Raw genomic sequence first — 24,690 nt, 5'->3', positions numbered from 1 at the left:
GAGGCAGCTTCTGACCCAGTTCGCGCAGCGGCCGGCAGGTGCGGGCTGGTCAGGCCCGTCGTGTCCGACTCCAGCCGGAACCGTCCCATCGCGGGTCACGCCGGTGGCCTGCCTCAGGCCAGGGCGGCGCGGGCGGCGAGGGCGGCGCCGAGGTGTCCGGCGGCATCGCCCAGGCGGGAGTCCCGGATCAGGGTGCGTCCGCCCCAGATCGTTGACCGGGCAGCGGTGCGATAGGCATCGGAGACCAGACCGGCGCGGGCCATGATCCCGCCACCGAGGATGATCACCTCCGGGGCCAGGACGGCGCACAGGTTGTCGATCCCGAGGCCGAACAGTTCTGCCGCGTGATCGATCGTCGCCCGGGCGGGGCCGTCCCCGGCCTCGGCGCGGGCCACCAGGCAGGCAACCGGATCGGCCTCGCCGGGGCAGAGCTCAGCGGCCGCCCGGGCGAGCGCCCGTCCGCCAGCCAGTTGCTCCCAGCAGCCGCGGCGTCCGCAATTGCAGGGCGGGCCGGAAGGATCGATCACCATGTGGCCGATCTCGCCGGCCTGGCCGGTGCCCTCCACCAGCCGGCCGTCCAGGATCAGCGCGCCACCGATCCCGGTCCCGACGGTGATCGAGAGGACGGAGGTGGCCTCACGCCCGGCACCGAGGACAGCTTCGGCGAGTCCGGCGGCCCGGGCATCGTTGAGCACCACCACCGGGCCGCTGAAGCCCTCACCGAGCCGGGCACGAAAATCGACATCGTGCAGCCCGAGGTTCGCCGACCAGACCAGGACGCCGTCCTCGACGGTGCCGGCCACGGCCAGCCCGATCGCCGCGGCGGTGTCCCGGTAGCGCGCCGCGACCCGGCTCGGTGCGTGGGCCCGCAGGCCGAGATCCTCGGGCAGCGGTTCGGAACTGGACCGGACGGTGCCGCCGGCGGCGTCAACGAGGGCGTGGCGGAGATTCGTGCCACCCATGTCGATCCCCAGCACCGGTGGCGACAGGGGTGCTGGCAGGGGTTGCTCGACAGTGATGTCCACCCGTCCTCGCCCCTTCCTGCGTGGAGACCAATTGCGACGATAGTGGCTCTTCAGTGGCCATGGGTTCTGCAGCATGATTCCGAATGGTGGATTGGCCAGACAAGTCATCCAGCACAGTCAGGACCAATCCGGCCCACGTGGCCCCATGGTCTCCGCAATGAAGGAGTTGACCCGCAGCATGCAGATCGGACTCGTGGGCCTCGGCAAGATGGGTGCGGGCATGGCCCTGCGCCTGGCCCGGGCCGGCCACGACGTCGTCGGGACGGACGTGAGCGAACTGTCCCGTACCCGCGCAGCGGAGAACGGCGCCCGAACCGTCGACTCGCTCGCCGGCCTGGTGGAAACCCTTGAACCGCCACGCGTGGTCTGGCTGATGTTGCCCGCGGGTCAGGTCACCCGCGACACCGTCGGTGAACTCGCCGGGCTGCTCTCGTCCGGCGACCTGGTGATCGACGGCGGCAACAGCGATTTCCGCGACGCCGGGGCCAATCAGGCGAAGCTCGCGGACGGTGGGGTCGGTTTTGCCGATGTCGGAGTCAGCGGCGGCCAGTGGGGCTGGCAGAACGGCTATGGCCTGATGGCCGGTGCCACCGCCGAGGACTTCGCCCGGATCGAGCCGGTGCTCGACGCGCTCTCGGCCGACGGCGGCTACCAGCGGGTCGGCGACGTCGGTTCCGGGCACCTGGTCAAGGCGATCCACAACGGCGTCCAGTACGCAATCCTCGAGGCGTACGCCGAGGGCTACGCCCTGCTCGCCGCCCACCCCGAGGTGGACACCCTCGCGGGGGTGTCGGCCTGGCAGCAGGGCAGCTCGATCCGCTCCTGGCTGCTGGAGCAGATCCTCGCCGCCCTGCAGGACAATCCCACCCTGGACGGTGTCGGCACCGCGGTCTCCGACTCCGGCATGGGCCGTTGGACGGCGGAGGAGGCGGTCCGGCTGGGCGTGCCGACACCGGTGCTGACCACCGCGCTGTACAACCGCTTCGCCAGCCGCGACGACGGGATCGGCAACAAGCTGCTGGTGGCGGCACGCGGGCGCATCGGGGGTCAGAAGGCATGACCGGCAGGATCGTGGACTATGCCCGCGGCAACGTCGCCGAACTCGCCGCGGTCGTGGACACCGTGGACGAGCAGGTGCTGCAGAACCTCGTCGCGGCGATCGTCGGCGCGCAGAAGGTCTATCTCAGCGGGATCGGACGCTCCGGGCTGTCCGCCCGGGCGGTGGCGATGCGGCTGATGCACATCGGCATCCAGGCCTACGCAGTGGGCGAGATCGCCACCCCCGGCATCGAGGCGGGCGACCTGTTCATCGCGGTCTCCGCGACCGGACGAGGGAGCCTGCTCGAACAGGCCAGGGTGGCCGACAAGGTGGGTGCCCCGGTGGCCGCGATCACCACGAAGCCGGACGGCGAGCTACAGCAGCTGGCCGGGGTGGTGCTGGTGCTGCCCGTCCGTTCGCAGGTGCCGACCGAACAGCACGCCGGATCGCTGTTCGAGCAGTCGGCGCTGGTGGTCGGGGACGCGGTGTGCCGCGCCGTGCAGGAGCGGCTGGGGGTGCCCGAGAGCGAACTCGACCGCCGGCACGCCAACCTCAGCTGAGCCGACGCCGATGAGCACTGTGCTGGCTGCGGCCGGAACCCGCGAGCGGGCGAGTGTCCTCGGCAACGCCGGGGTCGACCGGATCATCGCCTACCACTCCAGTGCCTACCGGGAACGGGGGCTGCCGTCGGTTGCCGGGCTGCTGCCGTGGGCGAGTGCGAACGAGCAGACCCTGGCGATGCTCCCCGGGGTGCTGGACGGCGCCGGAGCCACCCCCGTGCTGGCCACGGTGTGCGCCAACGACGGGCTGATCCCGCGGGCCGAGATGATCGACCGGCTGCGGGATGCCGGCGCAGTGGGCGTGCTCAACGCTCCGACGGTGGGACTGCTGGACGGCACCGTGCGGCTGGTGCTGGAGGCCGAGGGGCTGGGACGGGACGCCGAGATCGCCCTGTTGGCCGAGGCGGTGGACGCCGGCCTGGAGGCCTGGGCATACGTCTTCGACCCGGCCTGGACCAGGCTTGCGATCGAGGAGGGAGCAACCGGAGTCATCATCCACCTCGGCATCACCGGCTACCCCTCGTCGACCAGCGTGGAAGCCTGCCTTCAGGTGGCCGCGGATCTGGGCGCGCGTCACGTCGTGCTGCACGGTGGGACGTTGACCACGCCTGCCGAACTCCGGTGGGTGCTGGACTCGATCCCGGAACCTGTGCGGGTGGTCAACGGCTACATGGGCGCCAGCGTGTTCGAGCGTACTGACGACACCGCGGCCGCAGTGCGCGCCTGGCGGGACGTGCTGCCGGGCGGCGGAGCCGGCCAGGGGGTGGACGATGACCGCCGATGACAGGTCCGTCCTGCTGACGGTGGCGGAGATAGCGGCTTACGCCGGTCCTGACCTGTACCTGTTCCTGGGGATCAGCACCGCCGGTTCCAGTGTGCATGAGGCCTTCCCGGTGTGGGCGCCGCGGCTGGCCCCCGGCGGTGTGATGCGCGGCGTCGACCTGCCGGCCGAGGCCGCCCCGGAGCAGTACCGCAGCCTGCTGGTGGCGATGCGGGACAACCCGCACGTCCGGGGGGCTGTGGTCACCAGCCACAAGCTGAGCCTCTACCGGGCCGCGGCCGACCTGTTCGACCACACCGATCCGCTGGTGGACATCACCCACGAGGTCAACTCGATCCAGGCCCGCGACGGCCGGCTCGGCGGTTTCGCCCGCGACGCCCAGTCGCTGGACCTGATCCTCGACACCACCGCCACCGCCCAGCCGGCGCCGGAGCGTCCGATCATCTGCATCGGGGCCGGCGGGTCGGCGATCGCGCTGATGCTGGCGGTCGGCCTGGACGTCCACGCGACCATCCGCGCCGGCCGTCCGCTCCGGCGAGCGCCTGGTGCGATCCGTGGCTCGCTGACCGTCCTGGGACGCCGTCAGGCAGCGCTCGACGAGATCGCCGCAGTGCGCGAACGTGCCGGCCTCGCCGGTGCCGACATCCGGCTGGTGCTGGCCCGCGGACCGGAGGAGATCGGTGCGGTGACCCGCACCGCCACGCCCGGCACGGTGATCGCTAATGCCACCGGGCTGGGGAAACTGTCGCCCGGCTCGCCGGTGGACGGGGCCGACGCCTTCCCCGCCGGCGTGGTCGCCTGGGACTTCAACTACCGTGGCCCGCTCACCTTCCTTTCCCAGGCCAGGGCTGCCGGCGTGACGGTCGAGGACGGCTGGGACTACTTCCTGGCCGGCTGGACGGCAGGGCTCGCTGCGATCGGCGACCAGTCGCTGACCGACGACCTGTTCGGTTGGGTGCGCGAGGTGTCGGCGGTGCTGCGACCCTGAGGCCGTCCGGCGCCCCGGGCTTGTGCGTCGTCGATACCGGCACAGCGTCAACGCTGACCTGCTCCGCCCTGGAAGGGGCTGAGCGCACGCAGGCGGTGGCGGGTCTCGGTTTCTCCCACGACGACGAAACCGTGCCGCTCGTACAACCTTGCGAGCCGATGTGTTGCCGTACCTGCCAGCACTCTGTCGCTACGAGACGATGGTATTTATTCATACCTGTACTAAGAAAGAGTGAACTCTCACGATCTGTCGGCACAAGTGTCTTGACGATCATGGAGGCACCTCCTACAGTTCATTCAGGCCTGAACAAAGGGGTGCTTGATGGGCGACGCGACGACGGCGGACTTCACCAGGTCTGCGATCCTGGCCTGCATCGGGTCGCTGGGCCCGACCTCGCGGGCCGGGCTGGCACGCTATCTGGGGGTCTCGCCCGCGCTGATCACCCAGAAGACCCGGCAACTGCTGGCCGACGGACTGCTGGTCGAACTCGAGCACGCCCCGTCCGTGGGTGGCAGGCCCGCCCAGCTGCTCGGCCTGGCCGCCGACGCCGGCGGGGCTATCGGGGTGAAGCTGGTCGCCGACCACGTCACGCTGGTCGAGGTCGGCATCGGCGGGGCCATCCTGCGGTCGCAGACCCAGCCGTTCGACGCTGCCGCACCGACGGCGATCCCGGCCCTGATCGAGGTGGTCCGCCGGTTCGTCGATTCCGCCACCAGCCAGCGCCTGCTCGGCGTCGGGGTTGGGGTGCCCGGCGACATCGACGAGCAAGGGGTCGGCACCGTCGACTCCACCCAGCTCGGCTGGCACCGGGTCCAGCTTGGCCAGGCGCTGCGTACCGCCCTCGAGATTCCCGTCCTGGTGGACAACAACGTCAACGCAATGGCGATCGCCGAACATCTCTACGGCCAGGCCCGTGGCCAGGATCACGCCCTCGTGGTCACCATCGGTACCGGCGTCGGCGGCGGCATCATCGTCGACGGCGGGGTGTACCGCGGCAGCTCCGGCGGCGCCGGCGAGATCGGCCACATCCCGGCCATGGAGGACGGTCCGCTCTGCCAGTGCGGTGCGCGGGGCTGCCTGGAGGCGCTGGTCGGCCAGGAGGCCCTGGTGGCCGAGGGTCAGCGGCGCGGTGTGATCGGGAAGGACGCCGGTATTGAGGGTTTGCGCGCCCAGGCCGACCGGGGCGATCAGCGCGCGCAGGAGGTCTTCAGCACCGCCGGCCACCTACTCGGGCGGGCGCTCGCCGGGCTGGTGAACGCCCTCGACCCTGAGGTGATCATCATCAGCGGCGAGGGCGTGGACGCCTGGCGGCACTGGTCGTTCGGGTTCGAACCCGCGCTACGCTCCGGCGTGGTACCCCGCAAACGCGGCGTCCCGGTGGCTGTCGAGGCCTGGCATGACGACCGCTGGGCCCAGGGTGCGGCGAGTCTGATCCTGGCTACCCCGTTCGACTCCCAGGGTGTCTCCGGCGACCAGGGAGAGCGGGTACGAGCCCGGCTCTCCGCCGTCCGGGGCGACCGGGAGTCGCAGTGACCGTCGCCGATTCCGTCCGGCCGACGCGGTCGGGACGGAGGTCCCTGCGCCGGTTGCGGTATGCGCTGACCGTCCTGTTGTTCCTGGCACCCAGCGCCGTCCCGCTGGTGCTGTTCACCTTCGTCCCGATGATCCGGGCCTTCTGGACCTCGCTCCACCAGTGGAACCTGCTCTCGGCGATGAAGTGGGTCGGGCTGGGCAACTACACGCACCTGCTGCAGGACGCCGACACCCACCGCACGTTCCTCAACACCCTGTACTACATCGTCGGCTACCTACCGCTGGTCTACGTCGGCGGCCTGGCCCTGGCGCTCGCCCTGAACGCGGCGATCCCGGCGCGCAACTTCCTGCGCGGTCTCTACTTCCTGCCGGTGGTGACCAGCTGGATCGTGGTGGCGCTGATCTGGCGCTGGCTGCTCAACCCCGAGGTCGGCGTGGTCAACTACCTGCTCAGCCTGGTCGGGATCGCCGGCCCAGGCTGGTGGACCGACCCATCCTGGGCGATGCCGTCGATCATCCTCGCCTCGGCATGGAAGGATCTCGGCTTCGTCATGATCATCCTGCTGGCCGGGCTGCAGGGGATCCCGCAGGACCTGTACGAGGCGGCCCGCACTGACGGCGCCGGCTGGTGGGCTCGGCTGCGGTACATCACCTTGCCAATGCTGTCGCCGACCACCTTCTTCGTGGTGGTGATCTCGCTGATCAACGGCTTCCAGGTCTTCGACCAGGTGTACGCCATGACCGGCGGCGGTCCGGCGGGCGCGTCGACGGTCGTCGTTCAGCAGGTCTACGACCTCACCTTCAGGTACAACCAGGCGGGCATGGCCTCGGCACTGTCCTGGCTGCTGTTCCTGCTGGTGCTCGCAGTGACCGTCGTCCAGATGGTCGGCCAGCGCAGGTGGGTGAACTATGCGTAGGCCTGCGCGCATCGTCCTGCTCCTGGTCGTCGTCCTCGGCGCCCTGGTGATGTTCTTCCCGTTCCTGTGGACCTTCACCACCTCGATCTCCAGCGGCGCCGGGCTGACCGCCACCCCGCAGCTGATCCCGGACAACCCCTCCTGGTCGGCCTATGTCGAGCTGTTCGGTCGCACCCCGTTCGCCCGGGTGATCGGCAACTCGCTGCTGCTGGCGGTGGCCACCACCCTGCTGCAGCTGCTCACCAGTGCCATGGCCGCCTACGTCTTCTCCCGGATGCCCTTCCCCGGCCGTGGCGTGGTCTTCGCCGGCTACCTGGCGACCATGATGATCCCGATGCAGGTGCTGATGGTGCCGCTGTTCGTCCAGATGCGTGACCTCGGCCTGGTCGACAACTATCTCGGCGTCCTGCTGCCCGGCATGGCCAGCGCCTTCGGCGTCTTCCTGCTGCGTCAAGCGATGAACTCGGTGCCGCGTGAGCTGGACGAGGCCGCACGGATCGACGGCGCCGGACACGTCCGGATCTTCGCCCAGATCGTGCTGCCGCTCATCGGTCCGGCACTGGCCACCCTGACCGTGTTCGCGTTCATGAACAGCTGGAACGCCTTCCTGTGGCCGCTGGTCATCCTGCGGTCCGCCGAGATGAAGACCCTGCCGCTGGCGCTGGCCGGCCTGCAGGGCCAGTACACCACCGACTGGGACGTGGTGATGGCCGGCTCGGTCATCTCGATCCTCCCGATGCTGGCCATCTACCTCTTCGCCCAGAAGTACGTCATCCAAGGCGTAGCCAACACGGGCATCAAATAGCCCGACCACGAAAGGAAAACCACGATGTCTCGTGCAACAAGCCTGGCCAGTGCCGGCCTGGCGCTCACCCTGGGGCTGGCCCTGGCTGCCTGCTCCGGCAGCACCCCGCCGTCCTCCTCGGCGTCCGGCTCGCAGCAGCCGGCCGACTCGTCCGCCCCGGCAGCGGAGCCGGTGACCATCACCTACACCAACTTCATCTCCAACGGCGGCAACGAGGAGAACCTCGACACGATCGTCAAGGCCTTCGAGGCCGACAACCCCGGGATCACCGTCAAGGTGACCACTCTTCCGTATGCCGACTATTTCACCGCGCTGCAGACGGACCTCGCTGGCGGCACGACGTCCGATGTCTTCGACCTTGAGTACGCCAACTACGCCGCCTACCAGGCCAACGGCGTGCTCGCCCCGCTGCCGGGTGTCGATGCCAGTGTCTACCCGGCCAACCTCGCCGGGGCCTATGCCACCGACGGCACCCAGTACGCGCTGCCGAGTTCGTTCTCGACGGTTGTGCTGTTCTACAACAAGGACCTGTTCGACGCGGCGGGCGTCTCCTACCCGACGAACACCTGGACCTGGGCGGATGCCGAGGCTGCCGCGAAGAAGATCACCGGGGTGAAGAAGGGCGTCTTCGGCGCCTACCAGCCGATCAGCTTCTACGAGTACTACAAGGCGCTGGCCCAGGCCGGTGGGAAGTTCCTCAGCGACGACGGCACGTCGGTCGCCTTCAACTCGCCCGAGGGCATCAAGGCGGCCACCTGGCTGGTCGGCAAGTCCGGTACCACCATGCCGACCCCCGAGCAGGGCGCGGGTACCCCCGACTTCGACACCAAGCTGTTCAGCGAGGGCAAGCTGGGGATGTGGACCAGCGGCATCTGGATGTTCGGCGGGCTGGCCGACGCCAGTTTCGCCTGGGACATCGCGGTTGAACCGGGTGACGTCCAGCAGGCCTCGGCCATGTTCTCCAACGCGGTGGCCGTCTCCGCCGGCAGCAAGAACCCCGAGGCCGCGCAGAAGTGGGCGCAGTACCTGACCAGTTCCCAGACCATGGTGGACGTCCGGCTGGACGCCGGCTGGGAGTTGCCGCCGGTGGCCGACCAGAGCCTGCTCGCGCCCTACCTGACCAAGGGCAAGCCGGACAACCGGCAGGCGGTCTTCGACTCCCTCAAGGGCGTCGCGTTGCCACCGGTGATCGGTGAGAACCAGACCCAGATGCAGGACATCGTCACCGAGGAGCTGACCGAGGCGGCCGCCGGCCGCAAGAGCGTCGAGGACGCGCTGGCATCCGCCGAGAAGCGCGTCAACCCGCTGCTCGGCTGACCGTCATCCCAAACCGGTGGGGACGGGCGGTGTGTCCGTCCCCACCCGACCCCGGAGCATTCATGATCACCAGTCGAGGCGTCGACCTGCCCTGGCTTGAACGCAGGTCCCGCGAGATCATCACCTCCCTGCAGGAGGCCAACGGTGCCTACCCGGCCAGCCCGACCTTCTCCGCCTACCGCGGGTACTGCTGGTTCCGGGACGGCTCCTTCATCGCGGACGGGGTGTCCGCCGTGGGTGAGGTTGCCTCCGCGACCGCCTTCCACGACTGGTGCGCGCGGGTGGTGGGACACCATGCCGGCACGATCCGGGCCGCCGTTGCTGCGGCGGAGGCGGGCCACCCGCTGCCGGACGCGGAGATGCTGCCGGCCCGGTTCACCACCGACGGCGAACTCGGCACCGATGACTGGTGGGACTTCCAGCTCGACGGCTACGGCACCTGGCTGTGGGCGGCAGCCGAGCACGCCCGCCGGCACCGGCTGGATCCCGGCCGCTGGCAGGCCGCCGCCGATCTCACCGTCGACTACCTGCTCAGCTCCTGGGCCCGGCCATGCTTCGACTGGTGGGAGGAGCACAGCGAACAGGTCCACGTCTCCACCCTCGGCTGCGTCGCCGCCGGGCTGCGGCGAGCGGCTATCGACGGCCTGGTGGACGGCGAGCGCGCCCTCCGGGCAGAGCAGGCCGCCGGCGAGATCACCGCGCTGATCGAACGCGAGGGCACCGCAGACGGTCACCTGACCAAGTGGCTGGGCAGTGACGCGGTCGACGGCAGCCTGACCGCGCTGATCGCCCCGCTGGGCCTGATCCCGGCCGACTCCGACCTGGCACGAGGCACCATCGCCGCCGTGGAGGACCAGCTCTGCGTCGAGGGCGGGGTCTATCGGTTCCGGGCCGACACCTTCTTCGGCGGCGGACGGTGGCCGCTGCTGAGCTGCTTCCTCGGCCTGGCCAAGGCCGCCCGGAGTGACCGGGGGGGTGCCCGCGACCTGCTGCGCTGGGCTGCGGGGACGGCTACCGACGACGGCCTGTTGCCCGAGCAGGTCGACGGCCACCTGCTCGCCCCTGGCTACCGGCAGTACTGGATCGACCGGTGGGGGACCCCCGCCACGCCGCTGCTGTGGAGCCATGCCATGCTGCTGCGGCTGGCCGCCGAACTCGGAGAGGATGCCCAGGCATGATCCGCCACCGTCCGGCCGGTTCCGGTCACCCCTACGTCGCCGACACCGAGCAGCGCTGGCCGGTGCAGCCGGTGGTGGGCGAGCCACTGCGGTTCGGCGTCCGTACCTCCGGTGAGGTGGACCGGGTGACCCTGGAGTTGTCGCTCGACGGCCGGGAGACCGAGTCCCATCCGCTCGGGCCGGTGCTGCGTTCCTCCCGCGGCCAGGCGATGGACGGCGGCCACCTGGCTTCCGCCCAGGCGCGCCAGGCCCGGCAGGCCGGCGGCTGGCAGGTCGACCTCCCGTCCGCACCGGAGGGCGGGCTGCGCTACCGGTTCACCGCGACCCGTCCGGGCGGTACCTCTGAACACACCCGCTGGTTCACCGTCCGGACCGCAGCTTGGCGACCGGCCGCCGAGGAACTGTTGGTGATCGACGGTGACGCGGTCGCCGTCGATCCGGGCAGCGTCACCGTGCTGGACGACGGCGAGCGGGTGCACGGCGTCCGCTTCGCCCTGCCGCTGGCCGCCGGCGAGCACCTGGCCGGTTTCGGCGAACGCTACGACGCCCTCGACCATCGTGGCAGCACCCTCGACTCGGTGGTCTTCGAGCAGTACAAGAGCCAGGGCGCCCACCGCCGCACCTATCTGCCGATGCCGTTCGCGCACGTGGTCGGCGGTGCCGGCTGGGGTTTCCACGTCCGCACCTCCCGCCGGGTCTGGTTCGACCTGGGTGCCACCGACCCCGGTCGGCTGGTGGTCGAGGCCGAGGTGGACGCACCCAGCGGACAGCCGGGCATCCTCGCGCTGGCGCTGTACGCCGGCGACCCGACCGCCGTCCTCGACGCCTTCCTGGCCGAGGTCGGACGCCCGAAGGAACTGCCCCCGTGGGTGTTCCGGCTCTGGGCCAGCGGCAACGAGTGGAACACCCAGGCCGAGATCGAACGGCAGGTCGCGCTCCACCGGCAGCACGACATCCCGATCGGCAATGTGGTGATCGAGGCGTGGAGCGACGAGAGCACCTTCACCGTCTTCCGGGACGCGCAGTACCGGGTGCGCCAGGATGGCGGGCCGCTGCGGCTGGCCGACTTCACCTTCCCGGCCGACGGCGCCTGGCCCGACCCCAAGGGGATGGCCGATCGGCTTCACGAGCAGGACATCCGGCTGCATCTGTGGCAGATCCCGCTGATCAAGATGCGGCCGCACCCCGCCGGGCAGGTGGCGGCGGACGCCCGGGCAGCGGTCCGCGAGGGCGTGCTGATCCGCGAGCCGGCGCCGGACGGCAGCCTTCGTCCCTACCGCAACCGCGGCTGGTGGTTCCCGCTCGGGCTGATGCCCGACCTGACCGACCAGCGCGCCGCCGACTGGTGGCTGGAGAAGCGCCGCTACCTGGTCGAGGAGGTCGGCGTCGACGGCTTCAAGACCGACGGCGGCGAGCATGCCTGGGGAGCTGACCTGGTCTACCTGGACGGAACTCGCGGTGACGAGGGCAACAACCGTTTTCCGGTTGCCTATGCGGCCGCCTACGGCCGGCTGCTGGAGTCGGCCGGTAAGGCACCGGTTACCTTCAGCCGGGCCGGGTTCACCGGCTCGCAGGCCCACGGTGCGTACTGGGCCGGTGACGAGAACTCCACCTGGGAGGCCTTCCGCTGGTCGATGTTCGCAGGACTGTCGGCCGCCGCCAGCGGCATCGTCTACTGGGGTTGGGATATCGCCGGCTTCTCCGGCCCCACCCCCGACGCCGAGCTGTACCTGCGGGCGATGGCGGCCAGCGTGTTCGTCCCGATCATGCAGTACCACTCCGAGTTCAACCACCACCGGCTGCCCCGCCGCGACCGGACGCCGTGGAACATCGCCGAACTGACCGGCGAACCGGCCGTGATCGACGAGGTGCGTGAGTTGGTCAAGCTGCGCGAGCGCCTGCTGCCCTACCTGGCCGAGCAGTGCCGGGCGACCCTGTCGACCAGCCGTCCACTGATGCGTCCGCTCTACTTCGACCACTCCGACGACCCGGCTGTCTGGCGGCACCCGCTGCAGTGGACCCTGGGCGACGCCCTCCTGGTCGCGCCGGTGGTCGAGCCGGGCGTCGAGAGCTGGCCGGTGTACCTGCCGGAAGGGCAGTGGGTGGACGCCTGGACGGGTACGCCTCACGCCGGCAGGCAGGTGGTCGAGACCCGGACCGCCCGCAACCGGGTGCCGGCCTTCGTCACGCGGGACCGATGGGCTGACCTGCGAGGGGTGTTCGGCGGCTGATCGGTCCCGTCACTGGTGAAGACGGACGACCCGGACGGCGAGTTCGACCATGGCCCGGGCGCGCCGGACCATCAGGCCGATCCCGGGCGGCTGGGGGGAGGGTGCCGAGGAGCGCGATCCCGTCGGCAAGGATCTCGCCGACCACGGGCTCTTCGCCGTTGCCGACCAGTCGGCTGAACTCCTCCGAGGTGAAGGCCAGGACGTCGCAGGTATTTCCTAGCCGGGTGTGCACGGCGTCCTCGAGGTCGGTTCTGCCCGTCCAGGGTCGGGTGGTCAGGACGGCCAGGTCGATATCGCTGTCCGCCCTTACCTCGCCACGGGCGACTGAGCCGAACAGGATGACGGTAGCGACATCTGGGCCGACAGTGACCCGAACTGTCTCCTTGAGCGCGGCCAGGGGATCGAGGAGCACGCGAAGCGGCTGGATCGCGTGGTGCTCCTCATTGATCGCGTGGATCATCGCGCGCCCGACGGGCTGGGCGTCGACCAGGCCCAGCTTGCGCAGGGCGGCAAGAGCCTGTTGGACCGACCACAAGCTGAAATCGTCGCGGACAAGCGCATGTACTTGTCGTCCGGTCAGCGGTGTGCCGGTTCGCAGGAGTGCGGCAAGCACGCCCCCCTGTACTCCCGGCAGCAGTCCACCAAAGGCGAGATCGAATCGCATATGACCAAGTTGCGGATGTCGAAGGTGTCGAGCAGCTCCCCGTTGGAGCGGGTCGTCACGTAGCGGCCGCACATGAAATGAGCCTAGTCGGCCAGCTGTGCCCGATGCTGCCCCTCGAAGGTCCAGTTGTTGCGCCGCTGGAGTGGGTCAATCGGGGGCGTGGCAGCGAGGTCTGGCCCGGGGCTGCTGGCTGCCGTGGTGCCAGTCTGTTGGACGGTCCGGTGAGGCCGGGTCTGTCTAGAACCGTTTGGAGTAGCGTCCGAACGTGGCGATCCGGACTGCGGCGTGGCCGTAGGCGTCGAGGTCGACCGGGTTGTAGCGCAGTCCGATGAAGTAGAGGATCAGGACGATGCCGAGCGTTGCGTAGTACACGGTCATCACCGTGCCGACGCCGGCTTGGAGCGCCTCGGGTGGTGTGCCCCACGGGAGGCGGCGCAGGTAGTCCGGATCGATGGCGCGCGCGGTGAGCACCCGGCGCAGGGCGAGCTCAGCCCAGAGCACGCCGGCGAGCGGGAAGCCGGCCATGACGGCGGCATCGGAGTAGCCGGTTCGGCGGACCCGTACCCGCAGCCGGTAATGGTAGTACTGCCCGTCATGGGCTCCGAAGCTGATGAGCACCCCCGACCACATGAAGACGAACACACCGTTCCAGTAGTCGAAGGTCGCGATCCATCCCCGGGCGATCTGTTGGGCGTAGTAAAGGCCCGCTGAGGAGGACACCCAGAGGATTGCCCCCGCCCCGATCAGGGCTGCGAGCACGCCGACCACGCCCAGTGCCGCATGGATCTCGGTGACCCGTCTTCGCTGCATCCAGGCGGCGCGGGCCAGCGGCTCGTTCGGGGGTAGTTCGCTCATGCAGCCTTCCCTGCGCGCATCGCACCCGGCCCTTTCGGTTGGTGTGGCGCCGGGAAGTTTGTCCCCGGCGCCCGCTTGTGAACTACAACATTCCCATCGATCGCATGAGGCGGCTCGCTGCACGCGAGCTGGTCGTGTAGCGGAGGGCGTTGTACGCGGCCACCTGCATCAGGGTGTTGATGCCGGTGAGCTGCATCGACACTGCGACAGTGCCGAGCGCGAACACCGTCGCGCCGACGGTCGGCAGCATCAGTGCGGCCGTCGTGCCAACGATTGCGTTGAGCGTGTTGGAGTCAGTCCAGGTGGATGACAGGTTCGCCCGTAGTTGATCCACGATCTCTTGGGGGGTCTTGTCCGCGTCCAGCAGGGCCACCACTGTGGGGAACTCCTGCCTGAGCGTGTCCCCAGCGAGGAGCCGGTTGAACAGGTTGAGCCCGCCGGCCAGCTTCTCAGGGCCGCCTCCGTTGATGAAGTTCTTGACCGCGGGAACCGGGTTGTCCGCCAGGGTGATCGCGCTGGTGATCATGGACCCGACCGACGTGGTCAGTTGGGATTTGTTGCTGACGGACAGGTAGTTGTTGTAGGCCGTGCGGTCGGAGTTGGTGATCCAGTCCGGGTAGTAGGCGGCGGGGTTGCCGCACATGCTGGGCAGGTCGAAGAAGTGCGACATGTACATGTACACGGTCTCGGCGTCGAGTCCGCCGGCCTTCGGGTCTCGGGCGTTGTTCATCGCGGCAACCTCCCGCGCGTAGGCGACCAGCGCGCCGGTGTCGGTACAGTCGGTCGGCCGGGAGGCGGGCAGGGCGGTGGGCAGGAGTCGTGAGCTCGGCGTCGTCTCGGTCACGATGTCGATGACGTCCTGGAGTACGAGGGCGTCATCGGCCGAGACGACGGGGAAGTCGGCCGCGGTGATTCCCAACTCGGTGTAGAAGTCGACGATCCGTCCCGATTGTGTGATGATCTGCGCGGCGTCGGCATCGATCGTCGTGGCCGCCGACGCCGGCGTCGCCGTGGACACCGAGGTGAGGCTTCCGCCCACCAGTGCGCAGACCACCAGCGCGGTCCGCTTCCAGCCCCTGTTCATTGCGAGCTTCCTAATCGGTCCTGCCAACACCGCGTGACGCACCGCCCGCACCCGACGATCCGAACTACTGTGCTGCCGTACGTGTCGAGGTTGACCAGATTATCTCTCAACCTGATGAAATAGGGAAGGGGTGTCGCCGATCAAAGCGCCCGTTCCACACCGCTGACCTGCCACCGCCCGGCTGTCAGGTCGAGCCGTAGCGGCCGTGAAGGAGCGTCTGTCTAGGGCTTGACAGTTGCGCCTCGGGACGCTATTGACGGTCCCCAGTGTCGGCACTAGAGTCCGCTTGAAGGTGACTCATATCGCTCTGGGTGGGGGAGCTCACAAAGGGAAAGGGCTGGTATGAACAAGAGGGTCAAGCAGCAATCGTTGCTTTCGTGTGCGTAACCGGGCTTGCTGCCTCAGCTCCGGTCGCGTTTGCTGCGGTCTCGGAATCGGGCACAAAGAACTGCACCCGCAACCAGACTGGCGTGAGCCACGGCTACTCGACGGGGACCACCGAGCATTCCCCGCCCGGGGCGAGCTATGGGAAATTCTACAACGGGTCGCAGTGGAAGAAGACAGAGCGCAGCGCAACGGTCGGCGGCGGAGGCTTCTGGTTCGTCGAGACCACCGGGTCGCTGAGCGATTCCGGAACCTACGCGACGTGCATCACCGGAACTCCGTGAAATCTGCTGGGGTCGTCGCACTGCTCGTGATGGTTGGGGTTCTGGCTGGGTGCTCCAGCGGCGAGAAACCTCCGGAGCCGACGGCAACGTCGATCCAGGCGTGGACAGAGCGGGTTGCCTCGTGTCTGGTGGACAAGGGGTGGACCGATGTGGTGGTCGGTGCCGATGGTCAAAGTATCCAGTCGGATAGCCTGAGGTTTTCGCAACGCGAATCGTTCGATCGCGATGTTGCCGCGTGTGAGGATGCGGCCGGTTTTCAGCCGGGGTCGGAAGCCCCGACCGATGATGATCTTCGTGCGCAGTATGCGGCGTTGGTTGATTCGGCCGCGTGTTTGCGGGATCTGGGATATGAGACGTCCGATCCGCCGAGTGTTCAGGTGTGGGTGGACAGCTATCGTGCGGGCGAAGCCCCGTGGAGTCCGTTCATGGATCTCCCGGACGTCTCCCCCGAGGAGTGGGATCGGATTCAGAAAGCCTGTCCGCAGCCGTGACGCTTCGCCTGCAGAACTGACGGTCGAGGATGACCGCTGTGCGTACAGATCCCGTGGAGCCGCGTCGGCGGCGGTGGCCGTGGTTGGTGGCAGGTGCGGTCGTGGTGTTCGGTCTGGGTGCGGGGACGGTGTGGGCGGCGCTTTCGGTGCTGACGCCAGCCCAGGATCCGTTGGAGGCGGTGTCGTACACGTTCGTCGAGGTTGCCCCGGGTGAGGTGAAGGCGTCGATGAACGTGACCACGGTCGCGGAGTGGTCGTCTGTGCCGGTCGGCTCGAATCGGGCCGCCGGTGTGGTCACCGGCGTGGCAGTCTCGCCCGGGGACGAGGTGAAGCAGGGCCAGAAACTCTATGAGGTCGGGCTGCGCCCGGTGGTGGTCGCCCAAGGGAAGGTTCCTGCCTTCCGGGACATCGGCGAGAACACCAAGGGCGCGGATGTGGCACAGCTGCAGCGGATGCTGATCGACCTCGGCTACCTCGGCCGGGGTGCCGCCGACGGCACGGCCCGGCCGTCCACGGTCGCGGCGATCAAGGCGTGGCAGAAGCATCTTGGGGTGGAACGCTCCGGCGTGGTGAGCGCCGGGGACGTGGTGTTCGTGCCCACCTTGCCGACCCGGGTCTCTCTGGTGGCGGAGGTCGTGCACCGGGGTGCGACCCTGGCCGGGGGTGAGGACGCGGTGAACGGGCTGTCCGCTTCGCCGGTGTTCCGGATTCCGGTGACCGAACAGCAAGCGGGCCTGCTCACTGCGGGCGTCCGGGTGCAGATCAGCTCCCCCGAGGGCAACACCTGGGAAGGGCATGCCGGTGACCAGTCAACCGATCAGAACGGCGCGATCACCGTGACCGTCACTGGGTCGGATGGTGCGACGATCTGCGGCGACGGCTGCGGGCAGATCCCGGTGACCGGTCAGGTGTCGCTGGCCGCCACGATCATCACCGTCGAACCCGAGCGGGGCCTGGTCGTGCCGTCCGCGGCCCTGGTGACCGGCGCGGATGGTCAGGTCGCCGTGATCGGCGAGGACGGAACTCGGCTGCCGGTGACGGTGGGTACCTCGGCGAAGGGTATGTCGATCGTCAGCGGCGTGGACGCCGGCACCCGGGTGCGCGTACCCGCCACTGGTTCAGGCAAGAGATGACCGGCGAGCCGCCCTGCCTGGAAGCGCGAGAGGTGTCGTTCCGGTACGACCGGTCACGCCCCATCCTCGACGGCTGGTCCGCGACCTTCCCCGCGGGGTCGACGACCGCGCTGACAGGGCCCTCCGGACGCGGGAAATCGACCCTGCTGTACCTGCTCGGACTCATGCTGCACCCCGATGGTGGGGACATCCTGATCGAAGGCGCCTCCACCTGCCGAATGCGGGACGCGGGCCGAGCTAGGCTGCGCGCGGGCCGGTTCGGGTTCGTGTTCCAGGACGCAGCCCTCGACGCCACCCGCACCGTGCTCGACAACGTCACCGAAACTGCCCTGTACCGGGACGAACCCCGCCGTCACGCCCAGCGCCGAGCCCTTCAGTTGCTTGACCGGTTCGAGGTCGACGTGCCACCTCACCGCACCCCCGGACAGGTGTCCGGCGGTCAGGCGCAACGCATCTCGCTGTGCCGGGCACTGCTGAACGACCCCGCCATCCTGCTCGCCGACGAACCCACCGGCAATCTCGACCCCACGACCGCCGACCTGGTCGTGGCTGCGCTGAAAGACCACGCCGCCACCGGGGCAGCGGTGATCATCGTCACCCACGCTCCCGATGTCGCGGCCGCCTGCGACCGGGAGATCCGGCTGTGATCCGCGCCATCGTCCGCGAAGCCGCCGCCTCCGCCCGCGCGCAGCCGGTCGCGTCGATCGTGACGATCCTGATGGTCGCGGGCATGACCTTCGCCGTCATGCTCACCACCGGACGCACCGTCGGCGCCCTGCAACAGGTGCTCTCCACCATCGACGACGCTGGCACCCGCTCCATTACCATTCGCGCCGAGAACGGTGCCGGCATCACCTCCAGTGTTCTCGACCGGACGGCCAGCATCACCGGCATCGAATGGGCCGGCGCGTTCTCCACCGCGATCGACGCCACCAACAGCGCCGTCCCCACCGGCACCCGCGTGCCCGTCCGCTACGCCTACGGCACCCACCTCGAACGCCTCGGCATCCCCACCACCAGCCCCCTGCCCGGACAACTCGCCTGGGCCTCCGACACCGCGCTGGCCCAGTTGGGCCTGCCCGACAGTGCCGGCGGCATCACCCTCACCACCGGCGCCTCCTACGGCATCGCGGGCCGCCTCGATCTGCCCGACTACCTGACCGGGTTCGAACCCGCCGTGTTCATCCCCCAGCCCGATGCCACCGGGAATGAGACCGTCAACATCATCATCGTCATCGCCGACACCCCCGAACACGTCACCCCCGTGAGCGACGCGGTGCTGTCGGTGCTCGCCGCCGACGACTCCGCCAAAGTCACGCTGCAGACCAGCGAAGCCCTCGCCGCCCTCCGCGGCCTCATCCAGGGTCAACTCGGCTTCTTCAGTCAAAGCCTCGTCCTCGCGCTGCTCGCGGTCACCGGTCTCCTCACCGGCATCCTGCTCTACGGGCTGGTCATGATGCGCCGCAAAGACTTCGGCCGCCGCCGCGCACTCGGCGCCACCCGCACCCTCATCATCGCCCTGCTCCTCACCCAGACCACCCTCCTCGCCCTGGCCGGCATCACCCTCGGGCTCCTGTTCTCCACCACCGTCCTCGTCGCCACCGGTGACCCGCTACCCGGCGCCAGATTCACCACCGCGCTCGCGATCCTCACCCTCACCACAACCGTCATCTCCGCCACCATCCCCGCCACCATCGCCAGCCACCGCGAACCCATCCGCGAACTTCGCGTGCCCTGAGGGCCTGCTTGGGGGCTGCACGGCTGTTCCGTCACCTAAGGCACTCACCACTGCTCGGAGTAGCGCAGCAGTTGGCTCAGGGGTTCAGCGTCACCACGACGCTGAACGCTGATCTGGCTGCGTGATTCCGCGCATCAGGTCTTGATCGCCAGTTTCGGACCAGCGGAGACGTCAGCGCTAGGACCTCGGCGACCAGAAGAAGTCCAAGGAGACCCTGGGCGCAGCCACTCATCGACCTCTGGTCCAGCGTCTAGCTAACACGTCTTCACCACGAATCGCCAGGCTCACCACGAATCGCCAAGCCGTCTGGAACGGCGGATTTCGATGACTCACTGAAGTGGCCGGAGTCACGCAATGGGTTTTCGCCTCAGAGAACGCGTCGCAGGCCTCGGGAGTCGCGACCGATGGTCGGCTACTACAGGGTGTCCCGAGGGACGATTCTGCTGGATTCGCCACCGGCCCACCTCGACCTTTGCGGATGCTCTTGAGGGTTTCGCAGCGGCGACTGCAGACGGAATCTAGAGTTTGGATCAGCCGCAACGATGCGGTGAGGATCACCCCCAACAGGGCGACGATCCGGATCACGAAGGAGTGATGAACATGTCGCCACCCAAGATCCGCCTGCTCATATGCCGATCCCACGCTGCCCCTGTCGGTTGTGCTCTATCACGGCAAGTCCGGCGGCGTAGCCGTGAGCGTCGATGGGTCCGCTCCAGTGGGCGAAGCCCAGGCCGCCAAGGAGCTGGCGAGCCAGCTCGCTGGCTTCCAGTCGGCGCTGAAGACGGCGGCTGAGCCAATGCCCGCGAACGACCTCACAGTCGGTCAGTCGGGCACGACCACCGCTGCAGTCCAGAAGAAGGACAACATCAACACGATCGGCTGGCAGAGCTTGGCAACGGGCACGTTCGCCATGACGTACTGGTGGAGCACGAGCGGCAAGACCACCGAGGCTGACATCGGGTTCAGCAAGAGCACGAACTGGTACGCCGGATCTGGCACCCCGACCTCACCAAAGGTCGATCTGGCGTCGCTCATGACGCACGAGCTCGGTCATGCTGTCGGACTGGCTCACGAAACGACCACGCCCAAGCAAGTCATGTACCCGTACTTCAGCGCGGGGGAGAACAGGCGCGAGAAGAGGATGGGTGATGGCGTTGGTATCGCAACTCTTTACTAGGTTCGGTCTCCTGCTGGTGCCTGTAGTCGCCGTGGCGTTCAGTGGCTGTGCAGCGACTGGGCCGGTCGCCGAACTCACCTTCGGCAGCGACTACAGAGGCACCGAATCCACGTCCGTGACGCTCTCTGGCTCCTATCGACTTGAAGTCGAGTGCGCGAACGGCGGTGACCTCCAGGTGGCGGTCCTCATCGATCAGAAGACCATTCAGAAGTTCACCATGGCCTGCGAGTCCAAAGCGGTCCAGAAGTTCGATGTGGCACCTCCCGTGACGGGGACTGTCCAGTTCACCGTCGACGGCCAAGGCGAAGGAACCGCCCGGCTGTTCGAGGATCGCTGACCCACACGGCGCTACGCCTGCTCCCGACAAACAGGTGCTGGCCTCTTGCTGCGGTGGCCTACTCCGACCTCACGAACAGCAGCCAGGCGAGTACCACCAGGGCCAGCCCGCCGGCGATCACGGCCACCGGACTGGGGTGGCCGGTCGCGATCAGGATGAGCGCGCCGAAGCCGGCCGTCCCGCCGACCAGCGCCAGCCCTCGCGGGAGACCGCGGATGAGCGCGGCCAGCTCCACCCGGGTGGTGAAGCCCACCCGCTGTGTCCACCAGGCCAGCCGGACGGCGGCGTAGGCGAGCGGGATCAGCGCGAACAGCGCCGGGTCGAACGGGCCGTGCCCACCCACTGCCACGAACAGCCCGCTGGCCACCACGGCGAGGTGCGCCACCGTCCCCGTTGGCACGATCACGGTCGCCACCGCGGCGATCCCGACCAGCGTCCACGCCAGACCGCTGACCATGCCCGCGCGCTGCGTCGCCAACCCGACCAGCACCGAGGTCGTCAGCACCAAGGCGAGGCGCAGCAGCCAGCCCGGCACCGCCGGCCTGAGGTCGGCCTCCACCCGTGGCAGCGGCCGGCCGCCGAGGTCGGGGAGGTCGCGCAGCAGCGGAAGTTCCGCGACCAACATCCGTAGCCAGCTGGTCATCGCCAGTCCCGCTGTCGCGCTGCCGCCCGGGCGAGCGCGTCGAGCTTCGCCGCTGCGTCCGACCGGGCCGGACCTGCCCAGCGGACGATCGGGACGCCTTCCCGGGTCAGTTCGTCCAGCCGCACCTGCCGTTCCATCCGGACCACCCGCCAGGCCAGCGCCAGGTGTGGCTCGGTGACCGGCCGGACATCGGGCAGGGTGTCGATCAAGATCACCGGATGACCGAGGCTGCGCCAGGTGCGGGTCAACTGCACGGCCGCCTGGTCGAGCACCGTGCTGAACAGGTACACCAGCGCATCCGCCGGCAGTTGGGGAGGCCGGACGGTGGGATGTGGCTGGCCCACCGGACGGGCCAGCGCCAGGCCGTGCAGCACCCGGCGCAGGTGCCGGCGCCCGGAGGCGGGCGGCAGCGGCCGGGCATCCAGACCGAGATCCACCAGACCGACCCGGTCGCCGGTCTCGACCAGGGCGCGGGCCACGCTCGCGGCGGCGTGCCGGGCGAGGTCGAGCGAGGTGGGTTCGTCCACCCGCTGCTCGCTGAAACCGCGCCAACTGCGCACCTCCGGGCCGACGTCGTCGCGGGAGTCGACCACCAGCATGACCACCGCCTCGGCGTCGGCGAAACTGCGGCGCACGTAGAGGGTGTCGAGGTTCGGCGAGCGGCGGGCGGTGGTGCGCCAGTCGATCCGCTTGAGCCGGTCGCCCGGGGCGAACGGGTGGACGTCGCGCAGTTCGCTGCCGTCCCCGAACCTCCGCGACGGTCGCAGGCCGGTCAGGCCGCGCAGCCGGCGCGGTACCGGGACGCGCCCCAGCCGCAGCGAGGACGGCAGCACCAGCCGGCCACTGCCCCCGACCGAGCGCAGGTCGTTCTCCCAGATCCCGTCGTGGCCGCGGACATCGGCGATCGCGGTCTCCTGCAGGCCGGTGCGCACCGAGGCCAGGCGTAGCCGCAGCCGCCGCTCACCGCCAGCCGGCACGGCTGCCACGAACGAGACCTGCCGGTGCCCGGCCGCCGCCGCACGGACCAGGGCGATCTCGCCGCCGGTGACCCGGATCGTCGATTCGATGCTCCCGGCAGCCTCGGGCACGGACGGCTCCTCGGCAACCGACAGTGGCTCGGACGGTGGCCTCGTCCGGCTGAACACGGCCGCGAGCAGTGCGGGCACCCCGAGCAGGGCTACGTCCGGACGGCCGGAGGCCAGCGCGATCCCGAACAGAACCACGCCGGCGATCGCCGCGGCATCCAGGCCCACCGGCCGCCAGGTCTGCGGCACCGGCAGCCGGCCCCGCATCCCGGATGGGCGCGGCGTCATCAGCCCTGCCGCACCGTCGCCGGCCCAGCCACCGAGGCGAGCAACTCGGTGACCACGGCCTCGGGGCGCTGTCCGGAGGCCCAGGCGGTGGCGGTGAGGGTGAGCCGGTGGGCGAGCACCGGGATCGCGACCCGCTTGATGTCCTCGGGCAGGACGTAGTCGCGGCCGTCCAGCACTGCGACCGCCCGTCCGAGCAGCACCAGGTTCTGCGAACCGCGGGGCGAGGCGCCGACCTCGAGGGCGGGGTGGCGGCGGGTCGCCGTGGCGAGGTCGACGCAGTAGGCGACCACGTCCGGGTCGACCGGCAGGGCCTCGACGCCGGCCTGCATGGCCAGCACGGTGGCGGCGTCGATCACCTGCCGCACCGGGGCGGCCTCCTGCTGCCGGGCGATCCGGCGGGTGAGCACCTCACGCTCGCCGTCCCGGCTCGGATAGCCGACGGCGAGGCGCACCATGAACCGGTCGAGCTGGGCCTCCGGCAGTGGGTAGGTGCCCTCGTACTCCACCGGATTGGAGGTGGCCACGACATGAAACGGCAGGGTGAGCGGACGGCTGGCACCCTCGATGGTCACCTGCCGCTCGGCCATCGCCTCCAGCAGCGCCGACTGGGTCTTCGGTGCGGTGCGGTTGATCTCGTCGGCCAGGAACAGCCCGGTGAACACCGGGCCGGGCCGGAAGACGAAGTCACCGCGCTGCGGATCCCACACGCTGGAGCCGGTGATGTCGCTGGGCAACAGGTCCGGGGTGCACTGCAGTCGGGCGAAGCTCAGGCCGAGGGCGGTGGCAAGGCTGCGGGCGGCAAGCGTCTTGCCGGTGCCGGGCACGTCCTCGAACAGGACGTGGCCGCCCGCCAGGACGGTGGCGAGAGCAAGCTGGAGGGTGCCGCGCATGCCGACGACAGCGGTCTCGACCTCGTCGAGCACCGCGCCGCCAAGTCGTGCGACCTCGGTGACTGCCAGGGTGGCGTCGGTCATGCGGGAGTCCTTTCAGGGTTCAGCCGGTCGATCGCGTCCAGCCAGAGCTGCAGGGTGCGGGCGGTGGGTCGCTGGTCGGAGAACAGGCCGGCAGCGACGCGCGGGCCGAGGAGCCGCTCCACCTCGGGCCACTGCGTGGGGTCGTCGGCGTCCACACCGAGCAGTCGTAGCCGTGCGGTCGCCAGGCTGCGAACCCGCTCGACCACCGGACGGCGCAACCGCCGGTCGGTCTCGAAGGCCTGCCAGGCGAGGTCGCTGACCTGGTTGCGGCCGCCGGCACGGCTGGGGAATCGGCGGGACGGCCACTCCGCCGCGGGCAGTTCGGTGTGCCCGCGCCGCAGACCGAGGGTGGCGAGGATCAGGCAGCCGAGCAACCCGGCGTGGACCGGGTCGAGGACGCCACCGAACCCGAGCACGGCGCAGAGCAGCCCGACCACCACCACCCCGATCACCCGGCTGCGGACCGATGCCGTCACGACAGCCCCTCCGGATGGGGTTGCCCGGCCGGCGCCGCGGCGTCGAGGGCGGCGGCGATCCGGGCCAGCGACTCCCGGGCGAGTACCACGTCCGCGGGGGTGATCGGATGGGTGGTGAACCGGGCCTTCTGGTAGAGCCTGCGCAGCAGGAGGACGGCATCGACCGGCGCCGGGCTGCGCTGGAGCAGGACGGTGGTGAACTCGGTGGCGGTCTGGGCGGGGTCGCGGGAGGTGCCTTGGAGCGCCGCCTCCTCCTCGAGCGCCACCCAGGCGGCGGTGACCGCGTCGGCTGGCTCGGCCAGCCCGGCCAGGTGCGCCTCGGCGCGGGCGACAGCTGTCGCGAGGGAGGCAAGGTCGACGGCGGCCACCTCGTCTCGTAGCGCACCGTCCAGCTGGTCGTCCGCGACCGGTTCGTCCCGGAGACGCCAGGCGCCGCGCAGCCGCAGCACCAGCCGTGCCACGGCGAAGCCGACGATCGCCACGGCCAGGACAGCGAGCAGGACAAGCAGGATCCGCTCCAGGGTCTCGCTGGAGGCGAGGTCGGACCGGTCCGGCTCCTGGGGAGGCAGGGTCATCGGCGGGATCATCGGCTCGGGCGGCTCGTCCGGCCCGAACCTCGGGATCGTGAGGGTGACCACCCAGGGGGTGGCGAAGGCCGCTCCGAGCACGACCAGGATGATCGCGGCCACCACGCCGCCTCGGATCATCCGCGGGCTCACCCAGCCATTGTTGCCCACGCGTCGCGGAAGGTCGCGCTGCGGTG

26 protein-coding genes are annotated in these 24,690 nt (G+C 69.6%); 17 read left to right on the top strand and 9 right to left on the bottom strand.

All coding sequences use genetic code 11. The annotated features are described in order from the left end of the window. Window positions 1-113: 113 nt before the first annotated feature. Window positions 114-1,025 carry an ROK family protein gene (locus VB080_RS00520; RefSeq protein WP_323416455.1) on the bottom strand — a complete coding sequence of 304 codons (912 nt, stop codon included), beginning with the start codon at window positions 1,023-1,025 and terminating at the stop codon, window positions 114-116. A gap of 73 nt (window positions 1,026-1,098) precedes the next feature. Between VB080_RS00520 and VB080_RS00515 the strand changes: the two genes are divergently transcribed. The 10 genes from VB080_RS00515 to VB080_RS00470 all read left to right on the top strand — a co-directional run bounded on the left by VB080_RS00515 (window position 1,099) and on the right by VB080_RS00470 (window position 12,374). After that, the gene (locus VB080_RS00515; protein ID WP_323416454.1) at window positions 1,099-2,085 is read left to right on the top strand and encodes an NADP-dependent phosphogluconate dehydrogenase; all 987 of its coding nucleotides are present in this window, start codon (window positions 1,099-1,101) and stop codon (window positions 2,083-2,085) included. Further along, window positions 2,082-2,624 (top strand): 6-phospho-3-hexuloisomerase, encoded by a 543-nt coding sequence (gene hxlB / locus VB080_RS00510; RefSeq protein WP_323416453.1) that lies wholly within the window; start codon window positions 2,082-2,084, stop codon window positions 2,622-2,624. The genes VB080_RS00515 and hxlB overlap by 4 nt, the downstream gene beginning before the upstream one ends. 10 nt (window positions 2,625-2,634) lie before the next feature. After that, window positions 2,635-3,408, top strand: a complete 774-nt coding sequence (locus VB080_RS00505) for a phosphoenolpyruvate hydrolase family protein (protein ID WP_323416452.1) — start codon at window positions 2,635-2,637, stop codon at window positions 3,406-3,408. Then, window positions 3,395-4,393, top strand: a complete 999-nt coding sequence (locus VB080_RS00500) for a hypothetical protein (RefSeq protein ID WP_323416451.1) — start codon at window positions 3,395-3,397, stop codon at window positions 4,391-4,393. Before VB080_RS00505 ends, VB080_RS00500 begins: the two co-directional genes overlap by 14 nt. A gap of 321 nt (window positions 4,394-4,714) precedes the next feature. Beyond that, window positions 4,715-5,926: an ROK family transcriptional regulator gene (locus VB080_RS00495; protein WP_323416450.1), complete on the top strand. Its 1,212-nt coding sequence runs from the start codon at window positions 4,715-4,717 to the stop codon at window positions 5,924-5,926. Continuing rightward, window positions 5,923-6,843, top strand: a complete 921-nt coding sequence (locus VB080_RS00490; RefSeq protein ID WP_323416449.1) for a sugar ABC transporter permease — start codon at window positions 5,923-5,925, stop codon at window positions 6,841-6,843. Before VB080_RS00495 ends, VB080_RS00490 begins: the two co-directional genes overlap by 4 nt. Further along, entirely contained in the window at window positions 6,836-7,648 is an 813-nt protein-coding gene (locus VB080_RS00485) for a carbohydrate ABC transporter permease (protein WP_323416448.1), read from the top strand. Before VB080_RS00490 ends, VB080_RS00485 begins: the two co-directional genes overlap by 8 nt. Window positions 7,649-7,672: 24 nt before the next feature. Next, entirely contained in the window at window positions 7,673-8,965 is a 1,293-nt protein-coding gene (locus VB080_RS00480) for a sugar ABC transporter substrate-binding protein (protein ID WP_323416447.1), read from the top strand. Window positions 8,966-9,027: 62 nt separating this feature from the next. Next, window positions 9,028-10,143, top strand: a complete 1,116-nt coding sequence (locus VB080_RS00475; RefSeq protein ID WP_323416446.1) for a glycoside hydrolase family 15 protein — start codon at window positions 9,028-9,030, stop codon at window positions 10,141-10,143. Then, window positions 10,140-12,374 (top strand): TIM-barrel domain-containing protein, encoded by a 2,235-nt coding sequence (locus VB080_RS00470; protein WP_323416445.1) that lies wholly within the window; start codon window positions 10,140-10,142, stop codon window positions 12,372-12,374. Before VB080_RS00475 ends, VB080_RS00470 begins: the two co-directional genes overlap by 4 nt. Here the strand turns inward: VB080_RS00470 and VB080_RS00465 are convergent. The 3 genes from VB080_RS00465 to VB080_RS00455 all read right to left on the bottom strand — a co-directional run bounded on the left by VB080_RS00465 (window position 12,328) and on the right by VB080_RS00455 (window position 14,977). Next, a complete protein-coding gene (locus VB080_RS00465; protein ID WP_323416444.1) occupies window positions 12,328-13,038 on the bottom strand; it encodes a nucleotidyltransferase domain-containing protein in 711 nt (236 codons plus the stop codon). The two genes, VB080_RS00470 and VB080_RS00465, sit on opposite strands and share 47 nt — an antisense overlap. Before the next feature lie 237 nt (window positions 13,039-13,275). After that, window positions 13,276-13,893: a hypothetical protein gene (locus tag VB080_RS00460; protein WP_323416443.1), complete on the bottom strand. Its 618-nt coding sequence runs from the start codon at window positions 13,891-13,893 to the stop codon at window positions 13,276-13,278. Between the two features lie 82 nt (window positions 13,894-13,975). After that, window positions 13,976-14,977, bottom strand: a complete 1,002-nt coding sequence (locus VB080_RS00455; RefSeq protein ID WP_323416442.1) for a hypothetical protein — start codon at window positions 14,975-14,977, stop codon at window positions 13,976-13,978. Between the two features lie 470 nt (window positions 14,978-15,447). Between VB080_RS00455 and VB080_RS00450 the strand changes: the two genes are divergently transcribed. The 7 genes from VB080_RS00450 to VB080_RS00420 all read left to right on the top strand — a co-directional run bounded on the left by VB080_RS00450 (window position 15,448) and on the right by VB080_RS00420 (window position 20,521). Further along, the gene (locus VB080_RS00450) at window positions 15,448-15,645 is read left to right on the top strand and encodes a hypothetical protein (RefSeq protein ID WP_323416441.1); all 198 of its coding nucleotides are present in this window, start codon (window positions 15,448-15,450) and stop codon (window positions 15,643-15,645) included. Next, a complete protein-coding gene (locus VB080_RS00445) occupies window positions 15,642-16,136 on the top strand; it encodes a hypothetical protein (RefSeq protein ID WP_323416440.1) in 495 nt (164 codons plus the stop codon). Before VB080_RS00450 ends, VB080_RS00445 begins: the two co-directional genes overlap by 4 nt. Window positions 16,137-16,174: 38 nt before the next feature. Next, window positions 16,175-17,269: a peptidoglycan-binding domain-containing protein gene (locus VB080_RS00440; protein WP_323416439.1), complete on the top strand. Its 1,095-nt coding sequence runs from the start codon at window positions 16,175-16,177 to the stop codon at window positions 17,267-17,269. After that, a complete protein-coding gene (locus VB080_RS00435) occupies window positions 17,266-17,916 on the top strand; it encodes an ABC transporter ATP-binding protein (protein ID WP_323416438.1) in 651 nt (216 codons plus the stop codon). Before VB080_RS00440 ends, VB080_RS00435 begins: the two co-directional genes overlap by 4 nt. Continuing rightward, window positions 17,913-19,007 carry an FtsX-like permease family protein gene (locus VB080_RS00430; RefSeq protein WP_323416437.1) on the top strand — a complete coding sequence of 365 codons (1,095 nt, stop codon included), beginning with the start codon at window positions 17,913-17,915 and terminating at the stop codon, window positions 19,005-19,007. Before VB080_RS00435 ends, VB080_RS00430 begins: the two co-directional genes overlap by 4 nt. A 658-nt stretch (window positions 19,008-19,665) precedes the next feature. Further along, on the top strand, window positions 19,666-20,184 hold the full coding sequence (locus VB080_RS00425; RefSeq protein WP_323416436.1) for a matrixin family metalloprotease: 519 nt from the start codon (window positions 19,666-19,668) through the stop codon (window positions 20,182-20,184). Further along, entirely contained in the window at window positions 20,156-20,521 is a 366-nt protein-coding gene (locus VB080_RS00420) for a hypothetical protein (protein WP_323416435.1), read from the top strand. Before VB080_RS00425 ends, VB080_RS00420 begins: the two co-directional genes overlap by 29 nt. 58 nt (window positions 20,522-20,579) lie before the next feature. Here VB080_RS00420 and VB080_RS00415 read toward each other — a convergent pair whose 3' ends face one another. From VB080_RS00415 to VB080_RS00395, 5 genes are read right to left on the bottom strand one after another with little or no spacing between them, the layout of a single operon-like run. Beyond that, window positions 20,580-21,164 carry a hypothetical protein gene (locus tag VB080_RS00415; protein WP_323416434.1) on the bottom strand — a complete coding sequence of 195 codons (585 nt, stop codon included), beginning with the start codon at window positions 21,162-21,164 and terminating at the stop codon, window positions 20,580-20,582. After that, window positions 21,161-22,477, bottom strand: a complete 1,317-nt coding sequence (locus VB080_RS00410; RefSeq protein WP_323416433.1) for a DUF58 domain-containing protein — start codon at window positions 22,475-22,477, stop codon at window positions 21,161-21,163. Before VB080_RS00410 ends, VB080_RS00415 begins: the two co-directional genes overlap by 4 nt. After that, a complete protein-coding gene (locus VB080_RS00405) occupies window positions 22,477-23,451 on the bottom strand; it encodes a MoxR family ATPase (RefSeq protein WP_323416432.1) in 975 nt (324 codons plus the stop codon). The genes VB080_RS00410 and VB080_RS00405 overlap by 1 nt, the downstream gene beginning before the upstream one ends. Then, the gene (locus tag VB080_RS00400; RefSeq protein ID WP_323416431.1) at window positions 23,448-23,927 is read right to left on the bottom strand and encodes a hypothetical protein; all 480 of its coding nucleotides are present in this window, start codon (window positions 23,925-23,927) and stop codon (window positions 23,448-23,450) included. Before VB080_RS00400 ends, VB080_RS00405 begins: the two co-directional genes overlap by 4 nt. After that, entirely contained in the window at window positions 23,924-24,646 is a 723-nt protein-coding gene (locus VB080_RS00395) for a DUF4129 domain-containing protein (RefSeq protein WP_323416430.1), read from the bottom strand. Before VB080_RS00395 ends, VB080_RS00400 begins: the two co-directional genes overlap by 4 nt. Window positions 24,647-24,690 lie beyond the last annotated feature (44 nt).

It is taken from the genome of Propionicimonas sp. (assembly GCF_034927565.1).
GTDB lineage: Bacteria > Actinomycetota > Actinomycetes > Propionibacteriales > Propionibacteriaceae > Propionicimonas.
The sequence above is the reverse complement of the archived record's forward strand: the minus strand, read 5'-3'. Positions and strand labels throughout refer to the sequence as shown.

What these genes read in the sequence shown, in the direction of transcription:
- VB080_RS00515 (WP_323416454.1), top strand. Translation starts at nt 1,099, where the DNA reads ATGATTCCGAATGGTGGATTGGCCAGACAAGTCATCCAGCACAGTCAG.
- hxlB (WP_323416453.1), top strand. Translation starts at nt 2,082, where the DNA reads ATGACCGGCAGGATCGTGGACTATGCCCGCGGCAACGTCGCCGAACTC.
- VB080_RS00505 (WP_323416452.1), top strand. Translation starts at nt 2,635, where the DNA reads ATGAGCACTGTGCTGGCTGCGGCCGGAACCCGCGAGCGGGCGAGTGTC.
- VB080_RS00500 (WP_323416451.1), top strand. Translation starts at nt 3,395, where the DNA reads ATGACCGCCGATGACAGGTCCGTCCTGCTGACGGTGGCGGAGATAGCG.
- VB080_RS00495 (WP_323416450.1), top strand. Translation starts at nt 4,715, where the DNA reads ATGGGCGACGCGACGACGGCGGACTTCACCAGGTCTGCGATCCTGGCC.
- VB080_RS00485 (WP_323416448.1), top strand. Translation starts at nt 6,836, where the DNA reads ATGCGTAGGCCTGCGCGCATCGTCCTGCTCCTGGTCGTCGTCCTCGGC.
- VB080_RS00480 (WP_323416447.1), top strand. Translation starts at nt 7,673, where the DNA reads ATGTCTCGTGCAACAAGCCTGGCCAGTGCCGGCCTGGCGCTCACCCTG.
- VB080_RS00475 (WP_323416446.1), top strand. Translation starts at nt 9,028, where the DNA reads ATGATCACCAGTCGAGGCGTCGACCTGCCCTGGCTTGAACGCAGGTCC.
- VB080_RS00470 (WP_323416445.1), top strand. Translation starts at nt 10,140, where the DNA reads ATGATCCGCCACCGTCCGGCCGGTTCCGGTCACCCCTACGTCGCCGAC.
- VB080_RS00465 (WP_323416444.1), bottom strand. Translation starts at nt 13,038, where the DNA reads ATGCGATTCGATCTCGCCTTTGGTGGACTGCTGCCGGGAGTACAGGGG.
- VB080_RS00460 (WP_323416443.1), bottom strand. Translation starts at nt 13,893, where the DNA reads ATGAGCGAACTACCCCCGAACGAGCCGCTGGCCCGCGCCGCCTGGATG.
- VB080_RS00455 (WP_323416442.1), bottom strand. Translation starts at nt 14,977, where the DNA reads ATGAACAGGGGCTGGAAGCGGACCGCGCTGGTGGTCTGCGCACTGGTG.
- VB080_RS00435 (WP_323416438.1), top strand. Translation starts at nt 17,266, where the DNA reads ATGACCGGCGAGCCGCCCTGCCTGGAAGCGCGAGAGGTGTCGTTCCGG.
- VB080_RS00420 (WP_323416435.1), top strand. Translation starts at nt 20,156, where the DNA reads ATGGCGTTGGTATCGCAACTCTTTACTAGGTTCGGTCTCCTGCTGGTG.
- VB080_RS00415 (WP_323416434.1), bottom strand. Translation starts at nt 21,164, where the DNA reads ATGACCAGCTGGCTACGGATGTTGGTCGCGGAACTTCCGCTGCTGCGC.
- VB080_RS00410 (WP_323416433.1), bottom strand. Translation starts at nt 22,477, where the DNA reads ATGACGCCGCGCCCATCCGGGATGCGGGGCCGGCTGCCGGTGCCGCAG.
- VB080_RS00405 (WP_323416432.1), bottom strand. Translation starts at nt 23,451, where the DNA reads ATGACCGACGCCACCCTGGCAGTCACCGAGGTCGCACGACTTGGCGGC.